This window comes from Methanolapillus millepedarum, from assembly GCF_032594115.1.
GTDB lineage: Archaea > Halobacteriota > Methanosarcinia > Methanosarcinales > Methanosarcinaceae > Methanolapillus > Methanolapillus millepedarum.
The window spans coordinates 1,690,112-1,716,247 of sequence record NZ_CP131060.1 but is presented as its reverse complement, the minus strand read 5'-3'; the positions used below and the strand labels follow the sequence as shown (position 1 = coordinate 1,716,247).

The following is a 26,136-nucleotide window of genomic DNA, read 5'->3' as shown; positions in this document are numbered from 1 at the left end:
ATAACAACAAATAAACTACAAATAAACTACAAATAAACTACAAATAAACTACAAATAAACTACAAATAAACTACAAATAAACTACAAATAAATTAAAAATAAATTACAAATAAACAACAAATAATGGATAAACTTCGAATAAATAATGAATGAATTGAAATAAACGATGAAATAAAAAACGAATGATTGAATAAATATTCATCCGTGAAAAATCTTAATCCAATTCCAAATTCCACGGGAGGGAATTAAACGGACTCTGCGGGTCTTGAATCAGCAATTCATGATTTTTAACGGCTGTTGTTCGTTCCCGAAACGAGTTATTCCACAAAAGGCATCCGGTTAAATATGAAACGGATAATTCGTCCCAAGATTCAAATTCTTGTTGAAGGACAGCCGCCGCCGGCATTATTGAATCCCACGCTTCCTCTTCGCCGATATACCCGGCCGCAAAACCGAGACGGCAGACGTAAATAAAACAGCTGAGGTCCCATGCCAAAACACTTGTCACCAATTCGGTTGCGATGATCTGTTCCCGTTTCAATAAATGAAATGCGGTCTCCATGGATTCTAATTGCGGAATTAATGTGACGATTGTGTCGCCGTCTTCATTTTCTTGCGTGAATTTTTCGATTTCCATTTTCCACTCATGCCACGACAGCGGCAGAATGTTTTCAAGGACGATATCATAATTGAGATGCTGCCCTTCATACCAAAAGTAATCCAAAGTTTGAACCAGTTCGGCTCTGGAATTAATTTGCCATTTCTCCGACAAATGCGTTTGTGCCTCTTCCCGACTCATATTCAGCCGTAAAGAGTCTAAACATTGCCCTTCTCGAAGGGAGATGTGCGCCGCCGCCGTCAGCGCCCAATATTGAGCTTCCCGAAGCGTTAAATCTTCACAAAACAACAGTTCACTTTTTGGATTTTTATCCGGCAAAACCGACCAATAATCCAGGCGCGCTTCAATTTTTTGAACGGCAAAAGTTGCGCTTTTGCCGGAAATATCGTTATCGGAATACCGGTCAATATTTTGTCCATCCACGCCGTCCGCCCACATTTCTTTGCCGTCCGCATTTCGGAAATAGATCACGGACTCCGGATAGCCGAAAACTTTGAGAACGAATGTCATCGGTTTCATCAGCATCGGCAAATTTAATTTTTCAAAACCGGCGGTTTTTAAAGCGGTGGCGACAAGCGGTTTTATGAATTTAAAAAAATCTTCTTTTGAAAAGGACGGGCCTTTTGAAATGTCAAAAACCCAACTTGGAAACAATTCGGAAGCTAAAAATACGGTGTCATTGTCGGCGTTTTCTTTAAAATATTCTTCCCAAAGCGCATTCGAGTCCGACTCTAATGGTTTTTGGGAACAATATTTTTGAGAGATGTAGCCGCCGTTTTTGATGAGGATATTGATAAATCCTTCTTCGTAACAGGCAAAGATTTCAATTTCGTGAATCAGAATATTCGTGTGATTCGTTTCTAAATTTTGAAACATTCTCTCAAAAACATCTTTCAGTTTCTGACACGTCTCGGAAATATCAATCATGCCTGTTCTCGCTCTGTTATTTTTTCGGCTGGTCTTCAAAGGCTTTGATTTTGGTATCGACGCCGTTTAATACGTTTTTAAAATCCGAGTCTTCCCACATCGATTTGTAATCGACGTCTTGAAGCGCCCATTCTTTGGACTCTGCGTTTGCTGAAATGGCTTTTTTCAAATATTTCAAGCTTTTTTCTTTTTCGCCGACGACTGCCAAAATGCCGCCGATTCTGAACCAAGCGTCCGGCAGGTCCGGAATCAATTTAAGCGCCATACTGAACGCTTCTTTAGCGTCCTGCTCCCGCCCGAGCGTCATTAAAAGTTGTCCTTTGTCGTACCAAGCTTCCCGATTCGACGGGTCTATTTGGATCACCGTGTCAAATGATTTGACGGCGTCATCGAATTTTTCCATTCGAGCTTCCGTAAGCGCTTTGTTGTAAGCGGCGCCGAAGTGTTTTTTATCCTTTCTTAAAATAATGTCATAGGCATTTTCAGCTTCCGGATATCGTTTCAATTCCATCAGCGTATTTCCTTTGTTGAAGATGGCGTCTATGTTTTCGCTGTCCGCCAAAATTGCTTTGTTATAACTGTCAATCGCATCTTCCATGAGTCCGAGTTCCGATTGAATCAATCCTTTGTTGTAATAGGCGTCGCTGTCATCCGGATTGATGACGGTTGCTTCGTCATAGGCGTCCATCGCTTCATAATATCGGTTCAGCGAGTGAAGCGTCAGTCCTTTGTTGTACCATGCGTCACCGTTTTTCGGGTCTTCTTCAATGACACTTTCATAATACTGAAGCGCCTTTTCGCGTTCAGCCAATTGGTTGTACATATATCCGGGATCGGCGGTGGATTCATATTTCTTACCGAGCTGGACGGGCGTTTCACCGAATTCCGGGTCTGAAACTTGGTTTTTTTGAATGTTTTCATCGTTTGTCATTTTTGTCACATTACCTAAGCATTAAATGAATAATCTGAATAACTATCTAAATGATAATAAGAATCTTTATCCGATTTTCGATCCGATTTATCTACTTTCCAATTAAATGTAACCTTTTAATCCTTTTGGGTCATTTTTTCATCGACACATTTAAAAATTTGGCCTCGCTTTGTTTAGCCATTTAGTAAGAATTGATTAATATTGGATAAATCATAAAGACTCAATTTCAAAATCAGGATGGAGTAAATCATTATGCTTATTGTTATGTCCCTTGGCGGCTCTATTTTGGCGGGAGATTTAGATCCCCTCCGTTTTAAAAAGTATGCGGACGCTCTTTTGGAAATGTCAAAAGAACACCACCTTTTGATTGTAACCGGCGGCGGCGTTTACGCGCGCAAATATATTGAGGCGGCGCGCGGCGTCGGCGCGGATGAAGTCACCTGTGATTTTATCGGAATCGATGTGACCCGCCTCAACGCAAAACTTCTCATTGCCGCCCTCGGCAGCGCGGCTTACCCCGAAGTTCCGCAAAATTACAATGAAGCCGCGATGGCGATGGAATCCAAAAAGATTGTTGTTATGGGCGGCGTTCTCCCCGGACAAACAACGGATGCGGTTTCCGCCGCGCTTTCCGAATACTTAAAAGCCGACCTTCTCATTATTCCGACATCGGTTGACGGCATTTATACGGCCGACCCGAACGTGGACAAAACCGCCAAAAAATATCCGGTCATGACGGCGACCGAATTGGTGAACTTGTCGGCCGGAATGTCTTTGAAAGCCGGCTCCAAGTCTCCGATTGACCCCATTGCCTGCAAATTGATTGAGCGGGGCGGTATTCGGACAATTGTGATGGACGGGCGAAGGCTGGACGATTTGGTGGAATTGGTTAAAGAGGAAGCGAAAGGGCCTCAAAAAGAATCTTGTGGGACGATTATTGTTCCTTAAAAAATTCCGAAGCGCAGCGGAGGAAATTTTCAATGGCGATAGGAGTCTGTTTCTGAAAGTTCGCTTCGCGAACGGCTCCCTTCGGTCGCTATTCTTTTTTTCTTATTTTGGGCGGGCGATAGTGTGCGCGCGGTATGGCGTGAGGTTTTATTTTGAGGTTTAAAAATCCGTGCATGGTTTTTAAAATGAAATCAAAATCGTCCTAATTTTTATCAATAACTTTTACCTTTTTCTTTTTAGTGAGGAATTTTTGTGGACAAATTAACGCCCGAACAAAGAAGAAAGAATATGCAAGCCGTCAAGAACAAAGGCAGCAAAATTGAACAAATTCTTCAAGAGGCGCTCACAGAAAGAGGATATACTTTTACAATAAATGATTCTTCGGTTGTTGGGAAACCGGATATTGTTTTTCATGAGGAAAAAATTGCTGTTTTCTGTGACAGTGAATTTTTTCATGGTTGGAATTGGGAAGTTAAAAAGAATGAAATAAAAACCAGAAGGGAATTTTGGATTCCGAAGATTGAAAGGAATATGGAACGAGATGCTGAGGTTAATAAAGAGTTGCAGCGAGATGGGTGGATTGTTTTGAGGTTTTGGGGAAAAGATATCAAAAAGAATACGGGTGAATGTGTTAAGGAGATTGAAAGGATGGTTTGGGCTTTCCAGGTTCTTCGAAAATAATTTTATTAAAATTGCCAAAAATATAATATAAATTAATGTGTATAAAGGACATGGACATGTCTTCTCTAAAAGCCGTTGACTTTTTTTGTGGTTCTGGTGGAATGACCTGCGGGTTTAGAAAAGCCGGAGTAAAAGTTCTTGCAGGAATTGATATTGAAGAAAAATGTCGGAAAACATATGAATTCAATAACGAGGGATCCAAATTCATTCATGCAAATATCAAGGAATTAACATTTGAAGGATTGGAGAAAGAAGTCAAAATATCTCAAAATGATAATGATTTAATTTTCATTGGGTGTAGCCCTTGTCAGTATTGGAGTGTTATTGCGACAAAAAAAGAAAAATCCAGCGAAACAAAGAATTTGCTTGTAGATTTTCAAAGATTTGTTGACCATTATAATCCTGGTTATGTTGTTATTGAAAATGTTCCCGGGATGCTGACTCGAAAAGATGAGAGTCCGTTGGATGAATTTTTGAAATATTTATCTTCAAGGGAATACTCTGTTGTTTATGATGTTGTCAATGTTTTTGAATATGGTGTGCCGCAATCAAGAAAGAGATTTATTTTAATTGCGTCCCGTCTGGAAAATAAAAATAAATTAAAGTTTCCGGAAGCTGATACCAAAAAAAATCCTCCCACTGTTAGACAATTTATCGGAACAGGGTGTGGATTCAAAAAAATTCCGGCAGGTCACAAAGATGATACCGACTTCAATCACACATGTGCAGGACTCGGCGAGAAAAATATGAAACGGCTTCGTGTAACGCCCCACGATGGTGGAACCCGGATGGCTTGGAAGGATGATAAAGAGCTTCAATTGCTTACATACATTGGTAGGGATAATTGCTTTAAAGATTCTTATGGAAGAATGTTTTGGGACAAGCCCGGTCCAACAATCACAACCAAATTTTTTAATATTAGTAACGGAAGATTTGCTCATCCCGAACAAAATCGACCGATTTCAATAAGGGAAGGGGCAACTCTTCAAACATTTGACAAAGATTATTTATTTTTTGGAACTTCACTTGCTTCCAATGCAAAAATGATTGGCAATGCGGTTCCGCCTGAGCTTTCAAAAAGAATTGCAAACATGATATGCACAATTCATCAATAATTTGCTTAAGGAGATTAATAATATGCCACAATTTAGAGCCAAAGCCCGTGCAGTAGATTTACTAGGAAAAGGACAAATTTCAGATTTACCTACTGCAATCTCTGAATTGTGGAAAAACGGATATGATGCTTATGGTGACAACCTCGAAGCTTACCTTTATTTAAAAGGTTATAAAGATGTAAAAAAGCCATTCTTTGTGATTTCCGATGATGGAAAAGGAATGTCTCAACAAGACATATTAGAAAAATGGATTGTTCTTGGAACGGATTCAAAATCGAGGGATGTTGTAGATATTAAAGGGGAAGAGACCCTTTGGAAACCTCCCCGAATAAAAATGGGTGAAAAAGGTATTGGTCGTTTATCTGTAGCCTATCTCGGCAGTCCAATGTTAATGCTTACAAAAAAGAAAGGACAACCATTACAAGCTTTATTTATTGATTGGAGAATTCTTGAAAATTTTAATTTGTATATTGAAGACGTTAATTTTCCACTAAAAGTAGTGTCGACAAAAGATGATTTTGTGTCAGTTTTTTCACAATTGAAGGATGAATTCTTAGATAATTTTGGGGATGATGATTCTTGGAATGATCAAATCCAGTTAAAAAAATCTATAATCTCTGAAATAAATGAGATAGAGTTGCCTTCTTTTTTCTCATCTCAATTTGTAGATCCGTTCATTAAATCTTCAACTGAAACACACGGCACAAAATTTATTATTTTTAATCCTGATGATCAACTCACAGGATTGTCGTATTCCGGAAAAGAAGAATTGCATCCGGAATATGCAGCTTCAACACTGGAAATTCAAAAAAGTCTTAGCGGTTTATTTAATGTATTTAAGGAAGATAATGAAAATAATAATGTTTCTACAAAATTCATTTTGCTTAGTGAATATGAAGTAGATTTAATTGCAAATAAAGATTTTTTTATGTCTTTAGATTTTGTAAAATGTGATCATTTGATTGATGGTTCTTTTGATGAAAATGGTCAATTTAAGGGAAAAATTAGAATTTATAATGAAAATATAAGTTATGAATTTAGAGCAAATCGAAAACCTGGGAAAACTCCTTATGGATGTTTTAATTTAAAAGTAGGTGTTGTTCCCGGCAACCCTACCGAATCAAAGTTGCCCGGTGCCGAACTTGATTATTTCAATAAAAAACTTGAAAATTTTGGTGGGCTTTACATCTACCGAGATGGATTTCGTGTTTTGCCATATGGGCGCTCAGAACATGACTTCTTAAGGTTCGAGGATAGGCGATCTAAAAATGCAGGTACCGCCTTCTTCAGTCATCGAAGGATGTTTGGATACATTGAAATATCACGAAATGGAAACAGAAAACTAACTGATAAAGCTGGTAGGGAAGGGTTCATAAATAATATTGCGTATCGAGAATTTAAAACAGACCTCGAAGCGTTTTTTAAGGACCTTGCATACCAATATTTTGGAACTCATGCAAAATCAAATATAAAGTCTGAACAAAAAGATAAACTGACTGAAGCTGCAAAAAATGAGAGGCTGGAGAAAGAAAAGGAAAAAAAACTCCGGGCAGAATATGTAATGAATTTAAAAGAATATCCTCAACAGCTGGCAACATTAGCCAAAGAGTATGGCCACTTGATTGAAATGTTCGCAGAAAAACAAAATCAATCAAAATTAACTTTTGAAAGTATGAGAGATCTGTTAAAAGATATAGAAGTTTGCAAGTCTAAAGTTAAAAAGCTAGAATTAAAGGAGCCGGTCCGTTTTTCACTTACTGAAACTCAGCAAAAAAACTTATTTAATTATAACAAAGAATACAGCAAAGTGTGGGAATGCAATATTGAGGAATCACAGCCTGTAATTGAAAATATAAAAAGTCGTCTTAACGATTATGAATTAAGTAAAGAGTTTGATGAACGTTGTAATCGCCATAGAACTACCTTATCTCAAATTTTTGATGAAGCTGCTGACGAAATAAAAAATTCTGTTTTTCAAAAAATTGAAAATATGATTAAAGAAGAAAAAAATATTTTTTTAACTGAATTTGACAAGTTTACTTCTAATCTTGTTACAAGAAATATTAATTCAAATCTTAATAAAAATGAGATTGTTAAAAACTCTTCAATATTGGATAATTTTTATGATGATTTGCAAAGCAGAGCTGATGATAAGATAAAACCATTCATAAGTCATATCAATGGATTGAGTTTTGAAATAAATGAAGATGAATTGACTGGATTTTATAAAATACGATATGAAGAAATTTTAAAACAATGGGATCAAACAAAAGAACTTGCACAGTTGGGAATTGCTGTTGAAATTATTGATCATCAATTTAATGCTCTTTATTCGGATGTTTCAAATTCAATTAAAAACATAAAAGTATTTATTCCAAATGATCCCAAAGCATTAGACATATATTCTGCTTTAAAAAATTCATTTGAGCATTTAGAAACAAGATATAGGTTGATGTCTCCTTTGTACAGAACAACCGGAAGAGTTCGTAAAAATATCCGCGGAGATGATATCAAAAGGTATTTGGATTTATTTTTTAAAAATATGCTTGCAGAACAGCAAATATCTTTTGATAGCTCTTCTAATTTTAATAATGCTTCATTCTTAACTTATGAATCAATATTATTGCCTGCATTCATAAATGTCATTTATAATGCTGTTTATTGGTTAAAATCTTCCGAACATAAAAAAATATATTTAGATTATGATGGTGCGTCCAAAATTTTAATTATAAACTCAGGGGTGCCCATTGAGGACTTTTATTTGGAAAAAATTTTTGAATTATTTTACTCACAAAAACCTAATGGTCGGGGAATTGGTTTATTTTTAGCAAAAGAAACACTTCAAAGCATTGGCTATGATATGTATGCTACAAATGACCCGGAATTTAATTCACTTAAAGGAGCTTGCTTTATTATAAATACTAATTTTGAAAAGTTATAAGACTAAATTTGATGAGGGATATATATTACAGGAACAGATTTTAAAACAGTGGCCAAATCAATTATGGATGATTCTATAAAGTCTGCAATATTTATTGATGATCGGATCCCTTCTTTATTCAGTAATGATAAAGATGAGGAGGAAATTTGTAAGCCTCTCTATGAGTCATTCCAATCAAAATCATGTTCTTTGGATTTTTTTAGATTTGATAAGGAAAGTTGGAAAAGTAAAGAAAAATTAATCTTTCACCGAAAAGATTTGTTGATATTAGATTGGGAGTTAAATGAATCCCCGGATTTACCATATGAATCCACCCTTGAAATAATAAATACAGCAGTTTCTACAGATAATTTACACTTCGTATGCATCTATTCTTTAGAAGGAAATGAAATCGATCGCATATTCTATAAAATATTAGCATATTATTCCGGAAATTCTGAAGGTAAAGACAAAGAATTGATAGATAATTTGAAAGAGATACTTGAATTTAATAATATTGATTCCGGAAAATTTTTAGAAAAAATATCTTCAATAATAAAAGAGAAAACTCTTAAAATAGAGACAAAGAAAATAGGTGAAAAGTTAAAAAAAACATTTGAAGATGAATGTGGGGATAAAAGGTTATATGGAATATTTAGAAAATTCTTAAGTGAAAATTCTAATAAAATGAAATATTGCGATGAACTAGATAAACTTGGATTTACACTTAATTCCAGAAATGACGGTTTAATATATTAGAAAGATACATGCGATGTTTTTATAAATATTGACCTTCAAAAGAATTACCTTCAAATTAATAACACATTTTTTACTGTATTTGGGAAAAAAACAGCCAAAAAATCAGGCGGAGTGCCGGCTGAGGATATATATAATGCATTTTGTGAATCTGTAATTTCCGGCAATAAGAATTTTCTTACATTAATGAGTTTGGAAATGAGAAATCAGTTGTTGGCAAATTCTTCATTTATTGGTAAAGATTTAAGTCAAATAAATGAGAACGTTTTTTTCCACTATATGGAAAATGCAGATTCTGATGATGTTTTTAATGAGTATCTTATAGATCTTTGGAAGACTTATAATACCTCCTCTTTTTATAAAAATAAACCAAAAATGCTTCATAAAAATGTTTTAAATGATTATAAAGTCGTCAGAAATTTAAAAATGGATGTAGATGAAAAAGGCTTAGCAAAATTAAATTATTATTATAATATGAATCATCAAACCGAAATAGATAGAAACATTCAGTTTGGAGATATATTAAAAATGAGAAGCAAAGATCAAAATAAATACATACTTTGTATAACCCCTCATTGTGATTGTCTCCACCCCGATAATATAAATGGTCTTTATTTTTTTGTAAAAGGTAGTGAAACAGGTATTGGTAATGGATTAAAAGCGCCAGATGCGGAATATATTTCATTTATAAAGTCTGATAAAGAAGAAATAGTATGTATTGAGTGGAGCCTTAAACCTTTTACGATATACCTTTGTGCAGAACAAAGAAAAATAAATGGTTCCCATTCCATTCTTTATATGAATAATCCATGTAAGGTTCAATATGTTGCTTCTTTAAAAGATAATTATACACAACGTATATCGAATCAAGCATTTTCTCACTCATCAAGGGTTGGTATTCCTTTTGTAAAAACAAATGGTGCCAACTCAGATAGTAGTAGCTCCTGATTCAAAATCCAAAGTATCGAAGGGGAAAAGGTTGAAGGACCATCTCCTTCAAAGACCCTCCAACCACCAAAAATTCAACGCTTACTCCGAGAAAATCAAACGCAGAGCGTTTGATTTTTCGGGACGGTTTGCTTGAATATTTTTAAAAATGACGGATAGGTTCTTGTTTTTTCAAAAAACCGCCCATGTGTTTTCTGAACTCAAAACGAAAATGTGCTGCCGTAACGCGCGCATGCCGCCGCTCAAAAAAACAAAAAGAAGAAAAGAAAAAAGAAGAAAAAGGAAAACAATTCTCACTTTCTCTTATTCTACCGGCACTTCTCCACGAAATCCCCGATCGGGAAAGACCCCGGATGCATTTGCATGTAACCGGCCATCACATTGTATTCGTAAAGCCCGTCTTTTTTGTCGGAAATGCCTTTTCCGCGCGACATTTCATAACCGAACTTCGCGTCCTTTTCCGGCGTCGTCAGCGAATAGTGGAACTCATGGGCCCGGATGGTTTTGTTTCCAAACGGCGGCGACGGCGACAACGGTTTTGCTTCAACATAACCGAGTCCCTGAAGCTTTTTCGTGATTTCGGATTCAGCCGGCAAAATGTCTGCCATTTTAAACGTTCCGTCGTCCGTTGTATAGGATTTGCACAAGTAGGAAAGTCCGGCGCCTTCGCCAAACATCGGAATTCCGTCAGCGGCTAATTTTTTGAGCTTCTTTGTCGCCGGCGAATCCGCCAGTTCCTGAATACAAAATTCCGGGTAACCGCTTCCGAAATAATAACCGTCGGCTTCCGGAAGCTCTCCCTTGGCGGGACTGAAAAAGACAAGTTCCGCGCCGGCTTTTTTGAGAGCGTTTAACATGGCCGGATAATAAAAACAAAAGGCTTTGTCTTGCGCAACGCCGATTTTTACATCCACGTCGTGCAGCAGATGCGGCGCCGGTTCCGGGCGCTTCTTTTCGTAGTCGGCAGCAATTTTTAAAATCAAATCGATATCCATATTTTGTTCGACAAAATCAGCCAGTTCCGAAAAATCAAAATCGGATTCATCCGGCATATGAAGTCCCATGTACCGTTCCGGAACAGCGATGTTCACATTCCGGGGAAGCGCGCCGACGATCGGGATTTTTCCGTCCAAAGATCCCTTGATCAATTCCAAATGACGCGGGCTTCCGACTTTATTGAGAATCACGCCCGCAATTTTCACGTCTTTGTCAAATTCAGCATAACCTTTCAACATCGCGGCCGTGCTTCTTGACATGCCGTGAACGTTGACGACCAAAAAAACCGGAACGTCTAATGTCTTTGCAACGTGGGCGGCACCCGAAATTTCGGTCGAATCCATGCCGTCAAAAAGCCCCATCACGCCCTCTACAATCGACAAATCCGTTCCCGACGACGCGCGCAGATACGTGTCCAAAACACCGTCTGTCCCCATCATGTAGGTGTCCAAGTTGAGAGATTCGCGGCCGCAAATCGCTGTGTGGTAACTCGGGTCGATGTAATCCGGACCCACCTTAAACGCCTGAACGCTTTTTCCGCGTTTTTTAAGCGCCGCCATCAGACCCATCGACGACGTTGTTTTACCGACACCGCTGTTCGTTCCCGCAATCAAAAATCCCTTTGTCATGGTTTCACCTTTTTGTCGATAGGAATATCAATATCAAAAATAAAAAATAAAAAGTAAATTGAAATCAAATCGCAAAAGAAAAGAAACCTCTATCACAAATAAATATTTCCCTAATTTCATCAAAAAATGATAGCAATGAATAAAAATGACAAAATAAATGGAGTAAAAATTAAAAAATAAAAACTTAAATCTGTGAGATTTGTTCTTCAATATTTTAGATTTTGAAATAAACTTCATTTTGAACGGAAGAATTCAAAAATAAAAAAGGCCGGCGGAAAATTTTTTATCCGAGTTTTGACGTTCCCTTTTTTATTTCCAATTTTGAATTCTTCGATTCTCTTTTTATTTTTTCATCACAAAACCGGCGAAAATGATTTGAACGGCCAAAATCAGACACATTGGAATTGTCTGCAGGTCCATTAAAATCATTTCTCCCTTCAGATTTTCTGTTGTCAGGAAGAAAATCATCAAGAAAAGGCCCGGAAGAATCCCGAACAGAGCGGCGATATTCTTCTTTTGGTTTATTTTATCGGTTTGAGATTTCATTTTATATTTTTTGTATCGGTTCACCGCAATGATTCCGGAGGTTAAAACGCCCGCTATGGACACGACCAGGTTCAACAACGCCCAGTTGTCATTCGAAGATTCGGGAACCGGCGGTTCAAGCTTTGGCTCTTCGGTTGAATTTGGTGGAAGTGTAAAGCCTTCAGATTCATTAATTTTGATGGATGCATTGCCTGTACCGTTACCTGTACCGTTGCCTGTACCATTGCTTTCTGATGGCGGCAATGTTTCTTGTGTCCATTGCGCTTCAAAAACAATGTCCGACGCATCAACGGTATAAACTGCCAAAGCATCGGCAATATGGTCATCACCATGCGCGTAAATCGTTCCGTTCGCATCATCTCGAATTTTAAATCCGGCAAACACACAATCTGCTTTTGTAAAATCATTTTTCAAAACATTGACCGTTGCGCCGTCTAAATAGGGTGACTGCGCATCCGCCATCGTCCCCGCTCCACCATTGGCGTCATAAGTTGCCGTGTATGTCGCTGGCTTATTGTTATTGTATAAAACGGCCCAATTTCCAAATCCGACGTTTTCGGAATGGACAGAAAGAATCAAACCGCTTCCATCATGAATATCCAAAACATAACTTCCGGACACACCCGTATAATTCCACGTATATGCGTCGCTGCTTGTTGTTTCAGTATCCGCACCCGCCAGCGGGAATGTACCGTCGGCAGGCATCGTATAGGAGATTATTTTTGAAACACCCGCTCCAACCGCAGTCGGATAGGCCGGCCATTCCGTATCTTGATTGAATAAACGAAGATTGGCGGAATCGCCGATATTTAAAATGCATAAGTTACCGACAGCAGTCAAATCACAATAGGTTCCAACACCGATTGCTTGAGCCTTCTGCCCGCCGTAAGCTGTTACGCTCGCATTATCTTTAACAGTGATATTTCCGGACGGATTATCTAGGAAAAAACTGTAAGATGCCCCGATTCCGGCACCGCCCAAAGAATGAAGAGTTCCGGAACGGTTCAATTTTCCGCTGCCGCCGATTGCGACAACTTCCGCATAATCCGAGATTGTAATCTGTCCCATGGTTAAATTATCGTCATCATCAACAGCATATACCCCGCCATCCGATCCGGCACCGATTCCCGCGGAAGCCGGTCCACCGATTGCTTTCACCGTTGAATTTCCATCAATGAAGATGTTGCCGCATAAGAGTATATCCCCGTAACTGCTGTAACAATTTCTTCCGGAGCCGATGCCGGCGCCGCCCATCGTTGTTCCCGTAGAAGCTGAAACAAAACCGCCGCCGGTTGCGGTGACACTGGCATTTTCCGAAATCAGAATCTTTCCGGGACGGATGAAATTGTAATCTTCATCCGTCACCCAGACACCGCCACCGTTTCCGCCGCCGATGCCGGCCGCTCCGCCTTTTCCGATTGCGTGAACCGTCGCGTTTCCTTGAATGGTAATATTATTTGCCCATCCGTTATCGCCGCCACCGATGCCGGCACCCCCCCAGGTTGTATTGTCCCCTTCGTCGCTGCCGATGGCAACAACAACAGAGTCGCCCCCGATCTCAATTGTTCCGCTGTTGACATTCGCGCCGCCGCCGATCCCGGAACTGTCGTTAAATCCGGTTGCTGTCACATCGCCGCCAAAAATTTGAATCAAAACGTTCGAAGGCTGAGGACGCCATGGACCTCCTCCCATGCCACCTGTTCCAATGCCGGCGCCACCGAGCGTATCCATGCTATTGTAGCTTTTTCCTCCATTGGCTTGAACTTCTCCTCCATGAATCAGAACCGACCCGGACGGAATGATCAAATTCCCCATGTTGCTGTTGAGTCCCCCACCACCAATTCCGGCGCCGGCACCGTAATTTCCATTTGCCGCGCGTCCACCCGAAGCGGTTACATTTCCGGAATGGATAACAATTGTTCCAAAATCTCCTTCGCCGAAAGCACCGTATCCGAAATCCGTTGCCGACTTATTATAATTTGAATTCTGGCCATTTCCGCCGATTCCGGCACCGCCGCCGATGGTTGGATTGCTGAATACACTTTGCCCTGAGCCGCCGGTCGCCGTTAGATTTCCGCTCCCTTCAATCGCCAGGCTTGAATCCGCCGAAACATAAATACCGGCGCATCCGGCCGTCGAATTTAAAACATTGTTTCCGGTCAAAATTAACGTGACGTTTGAATCATTGATTGAAAAAGCGCAGACTTCTGCGGATTTCGTTGTATTGGCCGCAACTTTTGCCGGGGGAAGTGAAATGCTAACGCCGTTGAGAGTGATGTTGTGCGTTCCCGACGTTATTTGAACCGTATCAGAAGCCGAGTTTCCGGTAATTGTATAATTTCCGATGTAGGGCGTTTCCGGTCCGGCCCCGCCTTGCGTGTAGCCGGTTGCCGTAATTGTAATACTTCCATCCCCGATGTCTAAAGATTGATCGGCAGCGGCAACCATCGGAAATGCGGTCAAAAAAAGAATTAACAAACCAAATGACAGCAGCCATATGCGATGGAGATTGTGTTTGTTTTTTCGGTCTGTTTTTTTATTACGAATGTTTTCCGACATAGTTCATGGGACTCCGATTGCTCAAATGTAAGCGTTTTTGGTTAAAAATTCATCGGATATATCATATATAATTATGTCGGATACGTTTTATTGCGTATGTAATAACTCATTAGATAATGTATGAATCTTAATTGTATTGTTAAATTCACATCATTTGCATGGTTTTGCCGAAAATACAAAAAAAGTATGCGATCAACACAGCAAACAGCAGATGCAATCCGGACAGTTAATAGCAGATGCAATCTGTACCGGAAATGGAAGATGCTATCCGGGCAGAAAATCGGAATTGCCGGCCGGGAAAAATTCAATTCAACCAGATGCAAGTGGCATCTGATTGAATCCGGAAGAGTTTCTCAATATTGAAAAATGAAGAGCGAATGGTCTTTCAATTCCTAAAAAGCGACCCCAAGTCCTTGAATTTGTCGGGAAAATGTGTCCCCATAACGCGCGCGGCGCCACTCGCCAAAAAAAGAAAAGAGAAGAAAGAAAAAAGGGATAATGGAAAAAGATTGAGTTAAGCAAGTTCCGGCGCTTTTCTGACTTTGTCCATCAAACTGTTGACATAATCGGCAAGCGCAAACAATTTTTCTTTGGACGGCGAATCCGAAATGCCGGAAAGCGCTTCTTTTGCGCGGCTTAAATACGCTTCAGCTTCGAGAATTGTTTTCTTGGCGGCGTCGGCGTACGGCATGGATCTTAAGTGAATCGAGAACAAGCTGTCCGAAAGAATGCCGGATTCTTTGTCTTTGTAAAGCCCGAAATCTTCGAGAAGATCATCGATAATTTGGTACGCCATGCCGAATTCATAGCCATATGTTCCAAAGGCGTTGATTTGTTTTTCGTCGTTCGGCTGCGCAATCCGCGCGCCGATTTTGGCGCTGATTTCAAAGAGAGCGGCCGTTTTTTTGTAAATGCATTCGAGATATTCGTCCGCTGTCATTTCACCGCGTTTGATGCTCGCGTCAATGATTTCGCCCTCGGCAAGAAGAACGCCGGAGTGCCCGAAATCCCAAACAACAGGATGATCGTAAACGGAAATCCATTCGATGGCCTTGGCAATCAAAAAGTCGCCGCAAAGAATCGCGGCGGTTATGCCGTATTTTTCATGAATGGTTTGTTGGTTGCGCCGCATTTTGCCGTCGTCTAAAATGTCGTCATGCGCAAGCGACGCCGTGTGAATCGCTTCAATCGACAGGCACGCGTTTGTCGCCGATTTATAGCCGCCGCCGGCTGCTCCGCAAGACAACATGATTGTAAGCGGGCGCAGCTTTTTTCCGCCGGCGTTAAAAATATAACTCGTCACTTTCGTGAGCGCCGGCGAAGAAGATATGCTTGATGCGGCCTCGTTCACAGCACCGATAAAGTGCCGGTATTCTTCCCAATCCTCAATTCTCATATTAACCCTTCATAAATAAACCAAATATAAACCAAATGTAACGACCATAAATAAACGTAAACATGGGTATATGACTCAATCGCTCAACAAAGAAACAAGCTGAGCTGCAATGATTTTTTTGTTTTTCCCTCAAAAGCCGAACTTCAAATGCAAATCAATTTCCTCTGAAAATTAATCAGAGACGGCATTTTTATTCATCATTATTCTCTTTTTTATTATATATCTGTTTTGAATAATAACAAAAAGATTTGAATTTACGTTTTATTCAAAATTAAAAATTTGAATTTAGATTTATTCAAAGTTATATCTTTGAAATTTTTTATTCTTTTTGTAACGCTCATAAATAAATCTGATGATTGAAATAGACGCTGAACTCATAATATATTTCACAGTAATTGAAATGAATAAAATGAGCCAACTTATAATCTTCGTTGAACATCAATAAAAACAAAGCGGATGACGGAAATGAGTTCTTTCACCGCGCTTTCATCAAGTTTATATAAAAACATGCCTTATGGGCTGTGTATGACTCTTGAGCCTGTCCACATGAAAGAAATCGAAGAAATCGCATCAGGTATCGATTATTCTTTCACGGAAAGAGAGAAAAAAGAGAATCTTGAAATTTTTAAAAATCTCTCCGAACTGAAAAGCGACGGGAAAGTGATTCTCAAATCAATCGGAACGCTCCATCGCTTTAAAACCGACATTTCCACCGCAGCTCTTTCGGAAGACAACTTTTCCGTAACATATGCGTCCGACAGCGGGAGTACCAACCCGATTCCTTTTGAAAGCGGTCTTTTTTTAGATATTTGCCACTGCGCCGCCGCGGCTGTCCCGACAGATTTAGATGTTCAAAGAAAACGAACCATTGTTTGCGTCGGGTTTTCGCCGGACAAAAACAGTTCCTTAACCGCCGGCGACGACTGGAAATATTTTGACGACGGGTTCGGGCGCAGCAAAACAATTCAGATTGATCCGGCCCTTTTGAAAAAAAGAATGGGGCGAATGGTCCACGACATGGCGATTTATGCTTCCGAGTCGGAACACATTTTGTGGCTTCAAAAAGAGATGAACAAAAAAACGGATAACGCAAAAAAAGGACAAAACAATACCGGAAGCGACAATTCTTTTTTCATGATGGACGGACCGATTTATCCGAAACAATTGATGTATTGGATGGGAACGGATTCAGACGACATAAAAATCCGGTACGATAAAAACGCGCAAAAGGTCCTTCAAAACTACATTGACATCATGGATTTTCACATTGAGCATAAGATTCCGCTCGCCGGATTTGTCAAAAACCCGGCGGAAACGCAAATCATGAATGCGCTTCGGGAGAAAATCAAATCCGAAAAGCGATATTTGGATTTGCCGTGGGCGACCGATTCCCAGCTTTTTAAATCGTTTTTAAAAAATCCGGACGAACAACAAAACAAAGCGCCGGAAACAACAAACTCTCCAAACCGCCGGAAATATTTAACGTACACCAACTGGTTTTTGCAGCCCAACCAGTTTTATGAAGCGGAAATTAAGGAAAATTCACCGCTTGTCGGGAAGAATTTATCTCACAAATTCGAGCCGGACGATTACTCTTTGGCCTTTTTTATGATTTATGTGCCGTATGAAACAGACGGCCTCTTGTTTAAAATCGAAAGCCCTTACGGACTTATCAAAGATGATGAAATTCGGGCAAAAATCACTCGGAAAATGCTTTTTGAATTATCCATGGATATCACGCCGGCCGCCCTTTTAAAAGCGGATTCTGTCGCAAAAATCGGAATGGAAGAAAAGAAAGAAATTAAAAACCTGTTCTCAAAAGAGACAATTGACCGGACATACAACAGCATCCGCTGGGGGGATATCGATGATTTTTGAACAAAAAAAGTTGAATGCGGAACAACAAGATTTTAACAGCATCAAAGAAAAATTAAGCGCTCTGAAAAAAACGGAAGCAAACGGAACCGACTTGAAGGAACCCGAAAATAATAAGATGTTGCCGGAAGACGATTTACCGTTTTTGGAAAACGATTATTTTTCGGAAAAATCGACAATAAACAGCGGCGTTGGCCGGAATAAAGCTTACGGAATCGTCACGACCGGCGTCGAACCGCTTCAAATTGACGAAACAGGCGCAAACATTATCGGCTACATTTCGGCGTCCGAGCGGGAACAAATCCGGCTTGGCGGATACGTCACCATTCCCTACAAAAATGAAAATTTGTTCGGAAAAATATCAAAATTAGAATACCGGCAGGAATTTACGGTAGATGACGCCACCGAAATCCATTCCCGGCGCATGCTTGAAAAAGAGAAACGGCGTGAAATCAACGAAGAAGATTATAAACTGCTGGCACTCATTGATCCGATTTGTATTCTTTATGAGAAACAGAATCAACTTTTGCGCCGGATGGCCGACCGGATTCCAAAGCCTAACACGCCGATTTTACCGGTCACGGACAAAAAAATGGTTCAGACGGGACTTAATATTCCGAAGGAAGGTATTTTTTTGGGACATTTGAGCGTCGGCGGCGAATTGGTCAAAACCGAATCTAAACCGTCCACCGTCGCGTATTATTTGAAAAATGATTATTCGACCGGAGATCCGCTCATTTTCCGGCACATGCTTGTTTGCGGCAGTACCGGTACCGGAAAAACGTTTCTCACAAAAAATATTTTGCGCCAATTCCTGGCAAAAACCAGCGTTTATCGCCAGCGGAGCGACCTGAAAATCGAAAAAAACCCGTGCTTGGTGATTATGGACCCGCAAGATGAATATTCGCAACTTTACGAAAACAATTCGCTTTCGGAAGATGAACGCTTTTCCTTTGAATCGGAAAATGTCGTTTATGGCGGCGTTTCCGATACGAAAACATTTACAGCGAAAGTGGACGGCGAACGCTACAGCGGAAAATCCCGGGCCCAGCAAGTGGAATTTACGATTCCGTTCTCATTTATCCGGCATAATCCATGGATTTTGGAAGCGGCCGAAATGCCTGAAAATCAAAGAATCGGCTATGAAGTGTTGATTGACGATTACTTTAAAAAAGCGGATCAGAAAAAGGAAACACCGACTTATCTCGGATTTAAATCATTCTTGGAAGACTCGCTCAATAAAGAATATTACACCGAACAAACCGGTAAAATTCACGAAGCGACTTACGGCGGCATTGTCAGAAAAGTTCTCAACAAGTCGTATGAACGTGTTTTTGATAAAGACGCAAAACCGATGACGGCTCTTTTTGAAACCATGTTCAAGCCCGGCCAAATCTCCGTATTTCCGACCGAATACATTCAATCATCACGCATCCGCGATTTGATTGTGTTGTCCATGATGACCGTGATTGTGGACAACAAACTCGGAACGTCCGGAAACGAAACCGTTAAAGATACCCCGATCATTCTTGTTTTGGATGAAGCGCACCGGTATTTGTCAGGCGCGTCATCCGCGCAGTCGGGAAAAATCATTCATAAATTTTCGGAAGCGGCAAAGCAAGGGCGAAAAGAAGGACTTGGACTGTTTTTGATTACGCAAGACCCGCAAGATATCGAAACTGAAATTCTTAAACAGGTAAATACCAAAGTGATTTTGAATCTCAACAACGACGCGGCGATTAATGCCGTTAAAGTTCCGAAAGAGTATGAAAAGCGGGTTCCTTATCTGAAAAAGGGGCAAATGATTATTCACAGTCCGGACAATGGCGATATTGTCGAGATTACGGGACTTTCAAATTGTGTGGTTAAACACCAATAACCGTCTGTTTTTTTCAAATTCTTTTTTTATTTTTCATTTTTTGTGCTTTTAGAGCCGGTCTGCGCGTGCGTTACAGCAGCCGTTTCTTTCAGATTCGTCAAAAGACATTCCCGATTTTTCACCAAAATCGGAAGGGGGAATACTTTCACACCGCTTGGATTTTTCCTTTATATTGAAACAGTCTAAAGGAATATTTGCCTCCCAAAACCAAACCGAATAAAATTGGAGGTCTACGGACATGACGAATATGACAAACACAACTGAAAAAGGCGAAAAACCTGACAGAAGAAAGAAAAGCGAATCCAAGAACGAGCACATCGTTGCTGAAACGCTTGAGAAATATGAAATACCCGAAAAAGCACAGCCGGATATGACAACAGAGATGACAGATGCGAAACCCGACGAAATAAAAGAGCCGGTCGGCGGGCACCCGGACAAAAACACCGGCACGTCGGACGATTTGATTTCGGAGTGCGCCGGAAAGATTTTGAAAAACTTTTCGGAAAAAAACATTGAACTTTCAGCCGATGAGGTTTCCGAAAAATTGCGCGACTTAATTTTCGTCTACAAAGTTCCGCCGTTTGAAGCGGAGCGAACGGTTTCAAATGTTTACGCTAAAAGGCACAACTTGTCAAAAACGGAAGTTTTGACCGGCCGCGGCGCAAAATCCATGAAAATTGAGGAGATTCCAAAACCGGACATGATTGAAAATTCGGAAAACGTTTGGCTCACGCTTGAAGGAAAGGTCATCCAGCTGTGGGACAATCCGCACGAAAGCATTGCTCAAGCCGGCCTTTTGGGAGATGAAACCGGCGTGATCAAATTTACGCTTTGGGGAAATGCGGGACATTCGGCTCTGAAACTGAATCAGTCTTACCAACTTAAAAACGTAATTGTTAAGACTTGGAACGGCAAAACTCAAATCGAGCTCAACAAAGCAACCTCTGTCAGCTCCTTAGACCGGAATATCCAGGTGTTGCCTTTTGAAACTGCCGCAGAGGCCGGTAAACAAAAAAACAATGAAATGCGGACTGTTTCGGAACTGAACAAAGACGGAGTTTGGACGGATATTTCCGCAAAAGTGGTTCAGGTTTTTGACAAATCGCATGACAGTATTACGGTTGCCGGTATTTTGGGGGATGCGACGGGAACCATCCGGTTTACCATGTGGAAAACAGCGGAATGCGAACCGGTCGAAGCCGGAAAATCCTATTTGTTCACCAACGTTATTGTCAAAGAATGGAACGGAAAATACGCGATCGAGCTCAATAAAAGCAGCCGATTGGAGGAACTTTCCGAGGAAGTCGTTGTCAAATCCGCGTCTGTCGAAGTGACAGGCTGTGCCGTTGATATTCAAGCCGGTTCCGGCCTTGTGAAAAGATGTCCGGAATGTAACAAGGTGTTGTCCAAAGGCAGCTGCGGCGACCACGGCAAAGTCAAAGGAAAATATGATTTACGGATCAAAGCCGTGATTGACGACGGAATAAATGCGCAAGAAACGATTATCAATTGCGTGCTGACGGAACAAATTTTGAAGATGACGCTGGACGACGCCGTCTCAATCGCGACCGAAACATTGGATCCGGAATCGATTGCCGATATCATCAAAAAGGATTTCTTGGGAAAATATTACACCGTCACGGGTGCCAAAACCGACCGCTACATCATTGCCGAAACAATTGAACCGGCCATGCCGATAGATGCGGCTGTGGTGAAGGAATTAAAAAGCCGGATTGAACTTGAAAGATTGGAATATGAGATCTTTGGAAACAAAATCGGAAATGAAAATGAAAAAGACCGGGTTTTTGAGCCACCCGGATCTTATTCAGAGAATATGAGCGTTGATTCTTTCGATTCGGGCAGTTTTTCCGAATCCGGCCGTCGAACGCATCTTGACACCGATCGTAAAAAGGAATTTGCCGACATCGGATATGAATTTGAATCGGTTGCGAAAGAGGTGATTTAAATGCCGGGTTACTTCAGAGAGATTGCTGTCCGCGTCTTTGCCAAAGAACTGCGTGACTCCTGCGTTTTTTACCGGGAGGAAGGCGACCAATACGCGCCGCAGTATGTGATGACGCCGACCGGCGCCCGAATCAACCGGGTGTTGATTGCGGGAACGCTGACCGAAAATGAAAATATCGGCACGGATTCCGAATATTATCGGGCGCGTATTTCAGACCCGACCGGGACATTTATGGTTTACGCCGGCCAATATCAAGCCGAAGCCATGCGCTTTTTATCGGAGGTTGAAACGCCGGCGTTCGTCACGGTTGTCGGAAAAGTCAATGCTTTTAAGGCGGATGACGGCAACATTTTAATTTCGATTCGTCCGGAACATATTCAAAAAATCGATGAAAAAGACCGCGATTTATGGGTTTTTGAAACCGCGCAAAAAACACATGAACGGTTGACAGATGTTGAAAACAATCCGGAAAAGACCGCCGAAATTCTGAAACATTACCGGCCGGATTTTACGGGATACCGCAAAATGATGGTGGAAGCTCTTGAAACCATTCAATAAGTTTTAATGAAATTTATGATAAGCCGTCTTTGGCTTATTCATAAATTCATTTTCATATTCATTTTCATATTCATTTTCAAATTCATTTTCAATATTCTGTTTGTTTTATCCAAACGTTTTTATTTTTCCGTTCTGTTCTTTCGTTCATGTACGATGTAAACTTAATTCGAAAAGATTTTCCGGTCTTGGAAAAGGTTATTTATTTGGACAACGGCGCCACCACGCAAACCCCAAAACCGGCCGTTGACGCGATGCTGGATTTTTATTATAATTACACGGCCAACTACGGGCGGGGAGCGCACCACTTATCGATTGCCGCGACAAATGCCTATGAAGATGCGCGGGATTCTGTCGCTTCATTCTTAAATGCGCCCTCTGAAAAAATGATTTTAACAAAAAACACAACAGATAGTATCAACATGGTGGCCAACGGTTTTGGTTTCGAATCCGGCGACCACATCATTACAAGCGTCGTTGAACATCATTCAAACATTGTCCCGTGGCTGCGTCAAAAGGAGAAGGGCGTCTCTGTATCGGTTGTAGACATTGATTCGGAAGGAATGATCGACCCGAAAAATATCGAAGCAGAAATCACCGAACAAACAAAACTTGTTGCCGTCTCTCATATTTCAAACGTTTTCGGGTCCGTTCAAGACATAAAAACCATTATCCAAATCGCGCATAAGAGCAATGTTCCGGTACTCATTGACGGCGCCCAGTCTGCCGGACATACGCCGGTGGATTTAAAAGAATTGGATTGTGATTATTTCGCGGCGGCCGGACACAAAGGACTCCTTGGGCCGCAGGGAACCGGTGTTCTTTATCTGAAAAATCCGGAAACAATTAAGCCGACAAGCCTTGGGGGCGGAACAACTTCTGATGCTGACCGGACTTGCTTTGTGACAAAAGAACCGCCGGAAAGCTTTGAAGCGGGAACGCCGAATCTGCCGGGCGTCATCGGTCTTGGAGCATCGGTGGAATACCTGAAAAAAATCGGCGTTGCTAATGTTGAAAAGCATGAAGTTGCGCTGGCAAAAGAAGCCGCAAAGCGTTTGTCCGAAATTGACGGCGTTTCAATTTACGGACCAAAAGAGCGGGCAGGACTTGTCGCTTTTAATGTAAAAGATTTGGAACCGCACACCGTTGCCATGCGGCTTGACAAATACGATAATATTTGCGTCCGAAGCGGCTTTCACTGCGCGATGCCGAGCCAAAAGTTTTTAGGGATTAAGGGGTCGTCCCGTGCGTCTTTCGCACTTTACAACACACCGGATGAGGTCGATGCGCTCATAGAAGGGGTCAAAAGAATTGCAAAAGAATCTTAAAAATGGTTTTTCAAAAGGGCAAGATAAATAAGTAAAGAAGAGGAATGAAATCTTATGAAAACGTATCTTTTAATTTGGTACAACAGCAACAGCGATTGTTCCAATCCGTCCGAGGTCAACAGCCGCCTCATGTCTCTTGGGTTTAAGCCGATTCAAGGGTCCTATGATTATGTCTATGAGTGGAACAAACAGGTAACGCTTGAAGACGTTTTGAGATTTGGAGATAAAATCCATTTGTCTTTGGCCGGAACCGGTGTTTTCTTTAAAATCGAGACGGATTAAGCTGAAAAACCTTCGGAAAACGGGAAAACGATGACGAAATGCCATGCCTGCGGGAAAGAAGAGCCGGCGCAGCCGGTCTGTAACGTGTGCGGAAAAACATATTGTGAAGAACATATTTCCCAAAACCGGCACATTTGTTTTAAAGACCCGAAAGGCGTCAATGTCGGAAATGGGACCGCACGTGTTTATGTGAAGACATACGGAACAGGCGCAGCCGCCGGAACAAACCCGCCGAAGGCCGATTATTACGACCAAGACAATTTTGAAAAAAAACATGGCTATTCGGCAAAAAGAAGGGACAGCCTTTGGAAAATGATCTTTGGAAGTCCGACCTACACGATTATTTTAATTTGCGTCCTGATGCAAATCATTGAAGTGATCGGCTTTGTTTTTAACTTCACGCCGTTCTTGTACGTTTTTTATTATTTATCGTTGCAGCCCAATCTTCCGTTTATCACTTCTTATCCGTGGTCGCTTGTCACGCACATGTTCCTGCACGCGCCCGTTAACATCACGCACATTCTTTTCAACATGATGACGTTGTTCTTTTTCGGAACTTATCTGGAAAAAGTGATCGGAAAGAAGGCTTTTATCGCGACCTATTTGGTTTCCGGAATTGTGGCAGCAATCGGTTTTGTTGCCGTCGAAATTTTAACGTCCGGTCCTTCAACCGTGCCTTTGGTCGGCGCCAGCGGTGCGATTATGGGTGTTTTGGCGGCGATTGCCATCATTAATCCGAACTTGCAAGTTTATATTTATTTCATCCCGGCAAAAATTAAATATCTGATTATCTTTTACGCGATTTTCGACTTTGTATTTATGGGATCGGGAGACTCCATCGCTCACGCCGCTCACTTAAGCGGTCTTTTCATTGGCCTTTGGATCGGATACTATTACCGGAAAAAATTGAGGAGCCGGCGGCCCCAGGAGTTTTAAGTGACGAAACCGCTGTTGGGGCCGGAAACCGAAAAGCCCGATGATGAATCAGCTTTTGACGCGGAAACGAATTATGACAGCGAAACAAATTCGGGTCCGGCCGTATCGGGAGACAAATTTGCCATTCCGGTCAAAACAACTGTTTCTCCACTCGTCGGCCATCATTACTTAAAACCGGCGGAGGACGAAAAAGTATTCATTCAGGTTTTGGATTTTAAAAAAATGTACGCTTGCTGGCTTCCGGGACTTCGTTACACACTTTATTTTGAAGAAGAACCGAAAACGGAAGAATTAAAGCGGGTCCGGCAGATTGTTCTTTTGGAAGTGTACGACGGGGACGGAAAAAAACTGATCGAGCTCAATGATGAAGAATTTGAGCAATTTGAAATTGTCTATGATATGTTTTCAACATATGGCGGCGAGATTTGGTTTTACCGGCAAAAAAGCGGGCGGCGGCTTCGTAAAAACTTCTGGCTGAAACAAAAAAATCAAAAGACGGGAAACCCGATTCGGAAATATAATTTATCGGAGATGGTTGAACAGAAATCAGATCGAAAATAAAAACAACCGGGACATAAGTTCAGATACATTGATTTTTGGTTTGATTTTAGATAATTATTAATAATTCGGATGCCTCATACAGTATCGTTATTTTTTATTGTTATTGTTTTTAATTGTTATTGTATTGTAATTTTTATGAATGAAAAGGTTTTGAAAACCATGAAGACAACAAAGACCGGTCTCGGTTCCATTACAAAGTATTTGTCTTCCAAAAAAGAGGTTGAGCGAAGACGCATCGGTCTTTTGGTGGACGGCCCGAATGTTATTCGGAAAGAATTTAATGTGGATTTATATGAAATTAAAAACGTTCTAAAAGAGTATGGGAATGTCAAAATCGGAAAAGTGTTCATTAACCAGTACGCCTCCGAAAAGCTCATCGAAGCCATTGAAAATCACGGCCTTGAGCCGATTGTTTGCTCAACGGATGTAGATGTGCGCCTTGCCGTGGAAGGAATGGAACTTGTTTACAACGACAACATTGACACGATTGCGATTGTGACACGAGACGCCGATTTTAAGCCGCTTCTGAACAAAGCGAACGAAAAAGGAAAAGAAACAATTATTTTCGGCATTCAGCCGGGCTTTTCAATCGCGCTTAAAAACTCCGCCGATTACGTGATTTTGCTCAAAGACGCGCAAATGATGTATGAGGAAGAAGTTGAGGACGAGCCGCGTTATTTGGGCGTTGCTGAAGAAGACGGGCAAGAGGAAATCGAAATCGCCGGAAAAGAGAAAGAAAAGGCTGTTGAAAGCAGCGAAAAGCCGCCGCAAAAAACCGAAAAA

The 26,136-nt window shown here is 41.0% G+C and carries 19 protein-coding genes and 1 pseudogene; 15 read left to right on the top strand and 5 right to left on the bottom strand.

The window, feature by feature from the left end; translation table 11 throughout:
- Positions 1-214: 214 nt before the first annotated feature.
- Both MsAc7_RS07825 and MsAc7_RS07820 read right to left on the bottom strand, forming a co-directional pair.
- A complete protein-coding gene (locus MsAc7_RS07825; protein WP_338102357.1) occupies positions 215-1,546 on the bottom strand; it encodes a DUF1266 domain-containing protein in 1,332 nt (443 codons plus the stop codon).
- Between the two features lie 16 nt (positions 1,547-1,562).
- Positions 1,563-2,477: a tetratricopeptide repeat protein gene (locus MsAc7_RS07820; RefSeq protein WP_338102356.1), complete on the bottom strand. Its 915-nt coding sequence runs from the start codon at positions 2,475-2,477 to the stop codon at positions 1,563-1,565.
- 252 nt (positions 2,478-2,729) lie between these two features.
- Between MsAc7_RS07820 and pyrH the strand changes: the two genes are divergently transcribed.
- The 6 genes from pyrH to MsAc7_RS07790 all read left to right on the top strand — a co-directional run bounded on the left by pyrH (position 2,730) and on the right by MsAc7_RS07790 (position 9,845).
- On the top strand, positions 2,730-3,425 hold the full coding sequence (gene pyrH / locus MsAc7_RS07815) for a UMP kinase (RefSeq protein WP_338102355.1): 696 nt from the start codon (positions 2,730-2,732) through the stop codon (positions 3,423-3,425).
- A gap of 252 nt (positions 3,426-3,677) precedes the next feature.
- Positions 3,678-4,106 carry a very short patch repair endonuclease gene (locus tag MsAc7_RS07810; RefSeq protein WP_338102354.1) on the top strand — a complete coding sequence of 143 codons (429 nt, stop codon included), beginning with the start codon at positions 3,678-3,680 and terminating at the stop codon, positions 4,104-4,106.
- A 50-nt stretch (positions 4,107-4,156) separates the two neighbouring features.
- Positions 4,157-5,221, top strand: a complete 1,065-nt coding sequence (locus MsAc7_RS07805; RefSeq protein WP_338102353.1) for a DNA cytosine methyltransferase — start codon at positions 4,157-4,159, stop codon at positions 5,219-5,221.
- Positions 5,222-5,243: 22 nt separating this feature from the next.
- A complete protein-coding gene (locus MsAc7_RS07800) occupies positions 5,244-8,162 on the top strand; it encodes an ATP-binding protein (RefSeq protein WP_338102352.1) in 2,919 nt (972 codons plus the stop codon).
- A 63-nt stretch (positions 8,163-8,225) separates the two neighbouring features.
- Positions 8,226-8,900, top strand: coding sequence for a response regulator receiver domain (locus MsAc7_RS07795; RefSeq protein ID WP_338102351.1), 675 nt, complete (start codon positions 8,226-8,228; stop codon positions 8,898-8,900).
- A gap of 111 nt (positions 8,901-9,011) precedes the next feature.
- Positions 9,012-9,845: a hypothetical protein gene (locus MsAc7_RS07790; RefSeq protein WP_338102350.1), complete on the top strand. Its 834-nt coding sequence runs from the start codon at positions 9,012-9,014 to the stop codon at positions 9,843-9,845.
- A gap of 308 nt (positions 9,846-10,153) precedes the next feature.
- Here the strand turns inward: MsAc7_RS07790 and MsAc7_RS07785 are convergent, their stop codons facing one another.
- The 3 genes from MsAc7_RS07785 to MsAc7_RS07775 all read right to left on the bottom strand — a co-directional run bounded on the left by MsAc7_RS07785 (position 10,154) and on the right by MsAc7_RS07775 (position 15,971).
- Positions 10,154-11,470 carry a cobyrinic acid a,c-diamide synthase CobB gene (locus tag MsAc7_RS07785; protein ID WP_338102349.1) on the bottom strand — a complete coding sequence of 439 codons (1,317 nt, stop codon included), beginning with the start codon at positions 11,468-11,470 and terminating at the stop codon, positions 10,154-10,156.
- 342 nt (positions 11,471-11,812) lie between these two features.
- Positions 11,813-14,479, bottom strand: coding sequence for an FILTED domain-containing surface protein (locus MsAc7_RS07780; protein ID WP_338102348.1), 2,667 nt, complete (start codon positions 14,477-14,479; stop codon positions 11,813-11,815).
- 610 nt (positions 14,480-15,089) lie between these two features.
- Entirely contained in the window at positions 15,090-15,971 is an 882-nt protein-coding gene (locus tag MsAc7_RS07775; protein ID WP_338102347.1) for a polyprenyl synthetase family protein, read from the bottom strand.
- A 465-nt stretch (positions 15,972-16,436) separates the two neighbouring features.
- Between MsAc7_RS07775 and MsAc7_RS07770 the strand changes: the two genes are divergently transcribed.
- The 9 genes and pseudogenes from MsAc7_RS07770 to MsAc7_RS07730 form a co-directional block, all read left to right on the top strand.
- Complete coding sequence (locus MsAc7_RS07770; RefSeq protein WP_338102346.1) at positions 16,437-17,849, top strand: DNA double-strand break repair nuclease NurA; 1,413 nt, start codon at positions 16,437-16,439, stop codon at positions 17,847-17,849.
- Positions 17,839-19,725, top strand: coding sequence for an ATP-binding protein (locus tag MsAc7_RS07765; RefSeq protein ID WP_338102345.1), 1,887 nt, complete (start codon positions 17,839-17,841; stop codon positions 19,723-19,725). Before MsAc7_RS07770 ends, MsAc7_RS07765 begins: the two co-directional genes overlap by 11 nt.
- 238 nt (positions 19,726-19,963) lie before the next feature.
- A complete protein-coding gene (locus MsAc7_RS07760) occupies positions 19,964-21,691 on the top strand; it encodes a replication protein A (protein WP_338102344.1) in 1,728 nt (575 codons plus the stop codon).
- Positions 21,692-22,249 carry a DNA-binding protein gene (locus tag MsAc7_RS07755; protein ID WP_338102343.1) on the top strand — a complete coding sequence of 186 codons (558 nt, stop codon included), beginning with the start codon at positions 21,692-21,694 and terminating at the stop codon, positions 22,247-22,249.
- A gap of 146 nt (positions 22,250-22,395) precedes the next feature.
- Positions 22,396-23,574, top strand: coding sequence for a cysteine desulfurase (locus MsAc7_RS07750; protein WP_338102342.1), 1,179 nt, complete (start codon positions 22,396-22,398; stop codon positions 23,572-23,574).
- Between the two features lie 54 nt (positions 23,575-23,628).
- Positions 23,629-23,856, top strand: a complete 228-nt coding sequence (locus MsAc7_RS07745; protein WP_338102341.1) for a hypothetical protein — start codon at positions 23,629-23,631, stop codon at positions 23,854-23,856.
- 30 nt (positions 23,857-23,886) lie between these two features.
- Positions 23,887-24,792 carry a rhomboid family intramembrane serine protease gene (locus MsAc7_RS07740; protein ID WP_338102340.1) on the top strand — a complete coding sequence of 302 codons (906 nt, stop codon included), beginning with the start codon at positions 23,887-23,889 and terminating at the stop codon, positions 24,790-24,792.
- Positions 24,793-25,353, top strand: coding sequence for a hypothetical protein (locus MsAc7_RS07735; protein ID WP_338102339.1), 561 nt, complete (start codon positions 24,793-24,795; stop codon positions 25,351-25,353).
- 159 nt (positions 25,354-25,512) lie between these two features.
- A pseudogene (locus tag MsAc7_RS07730) lies at positions 25,513-26,007 on the top strand (TIGR00288 family NYN domain-containing protein); the annotation flags it as partial.
- Positions 26,008-26,136 lie beyond the last annotated feature (129 nt).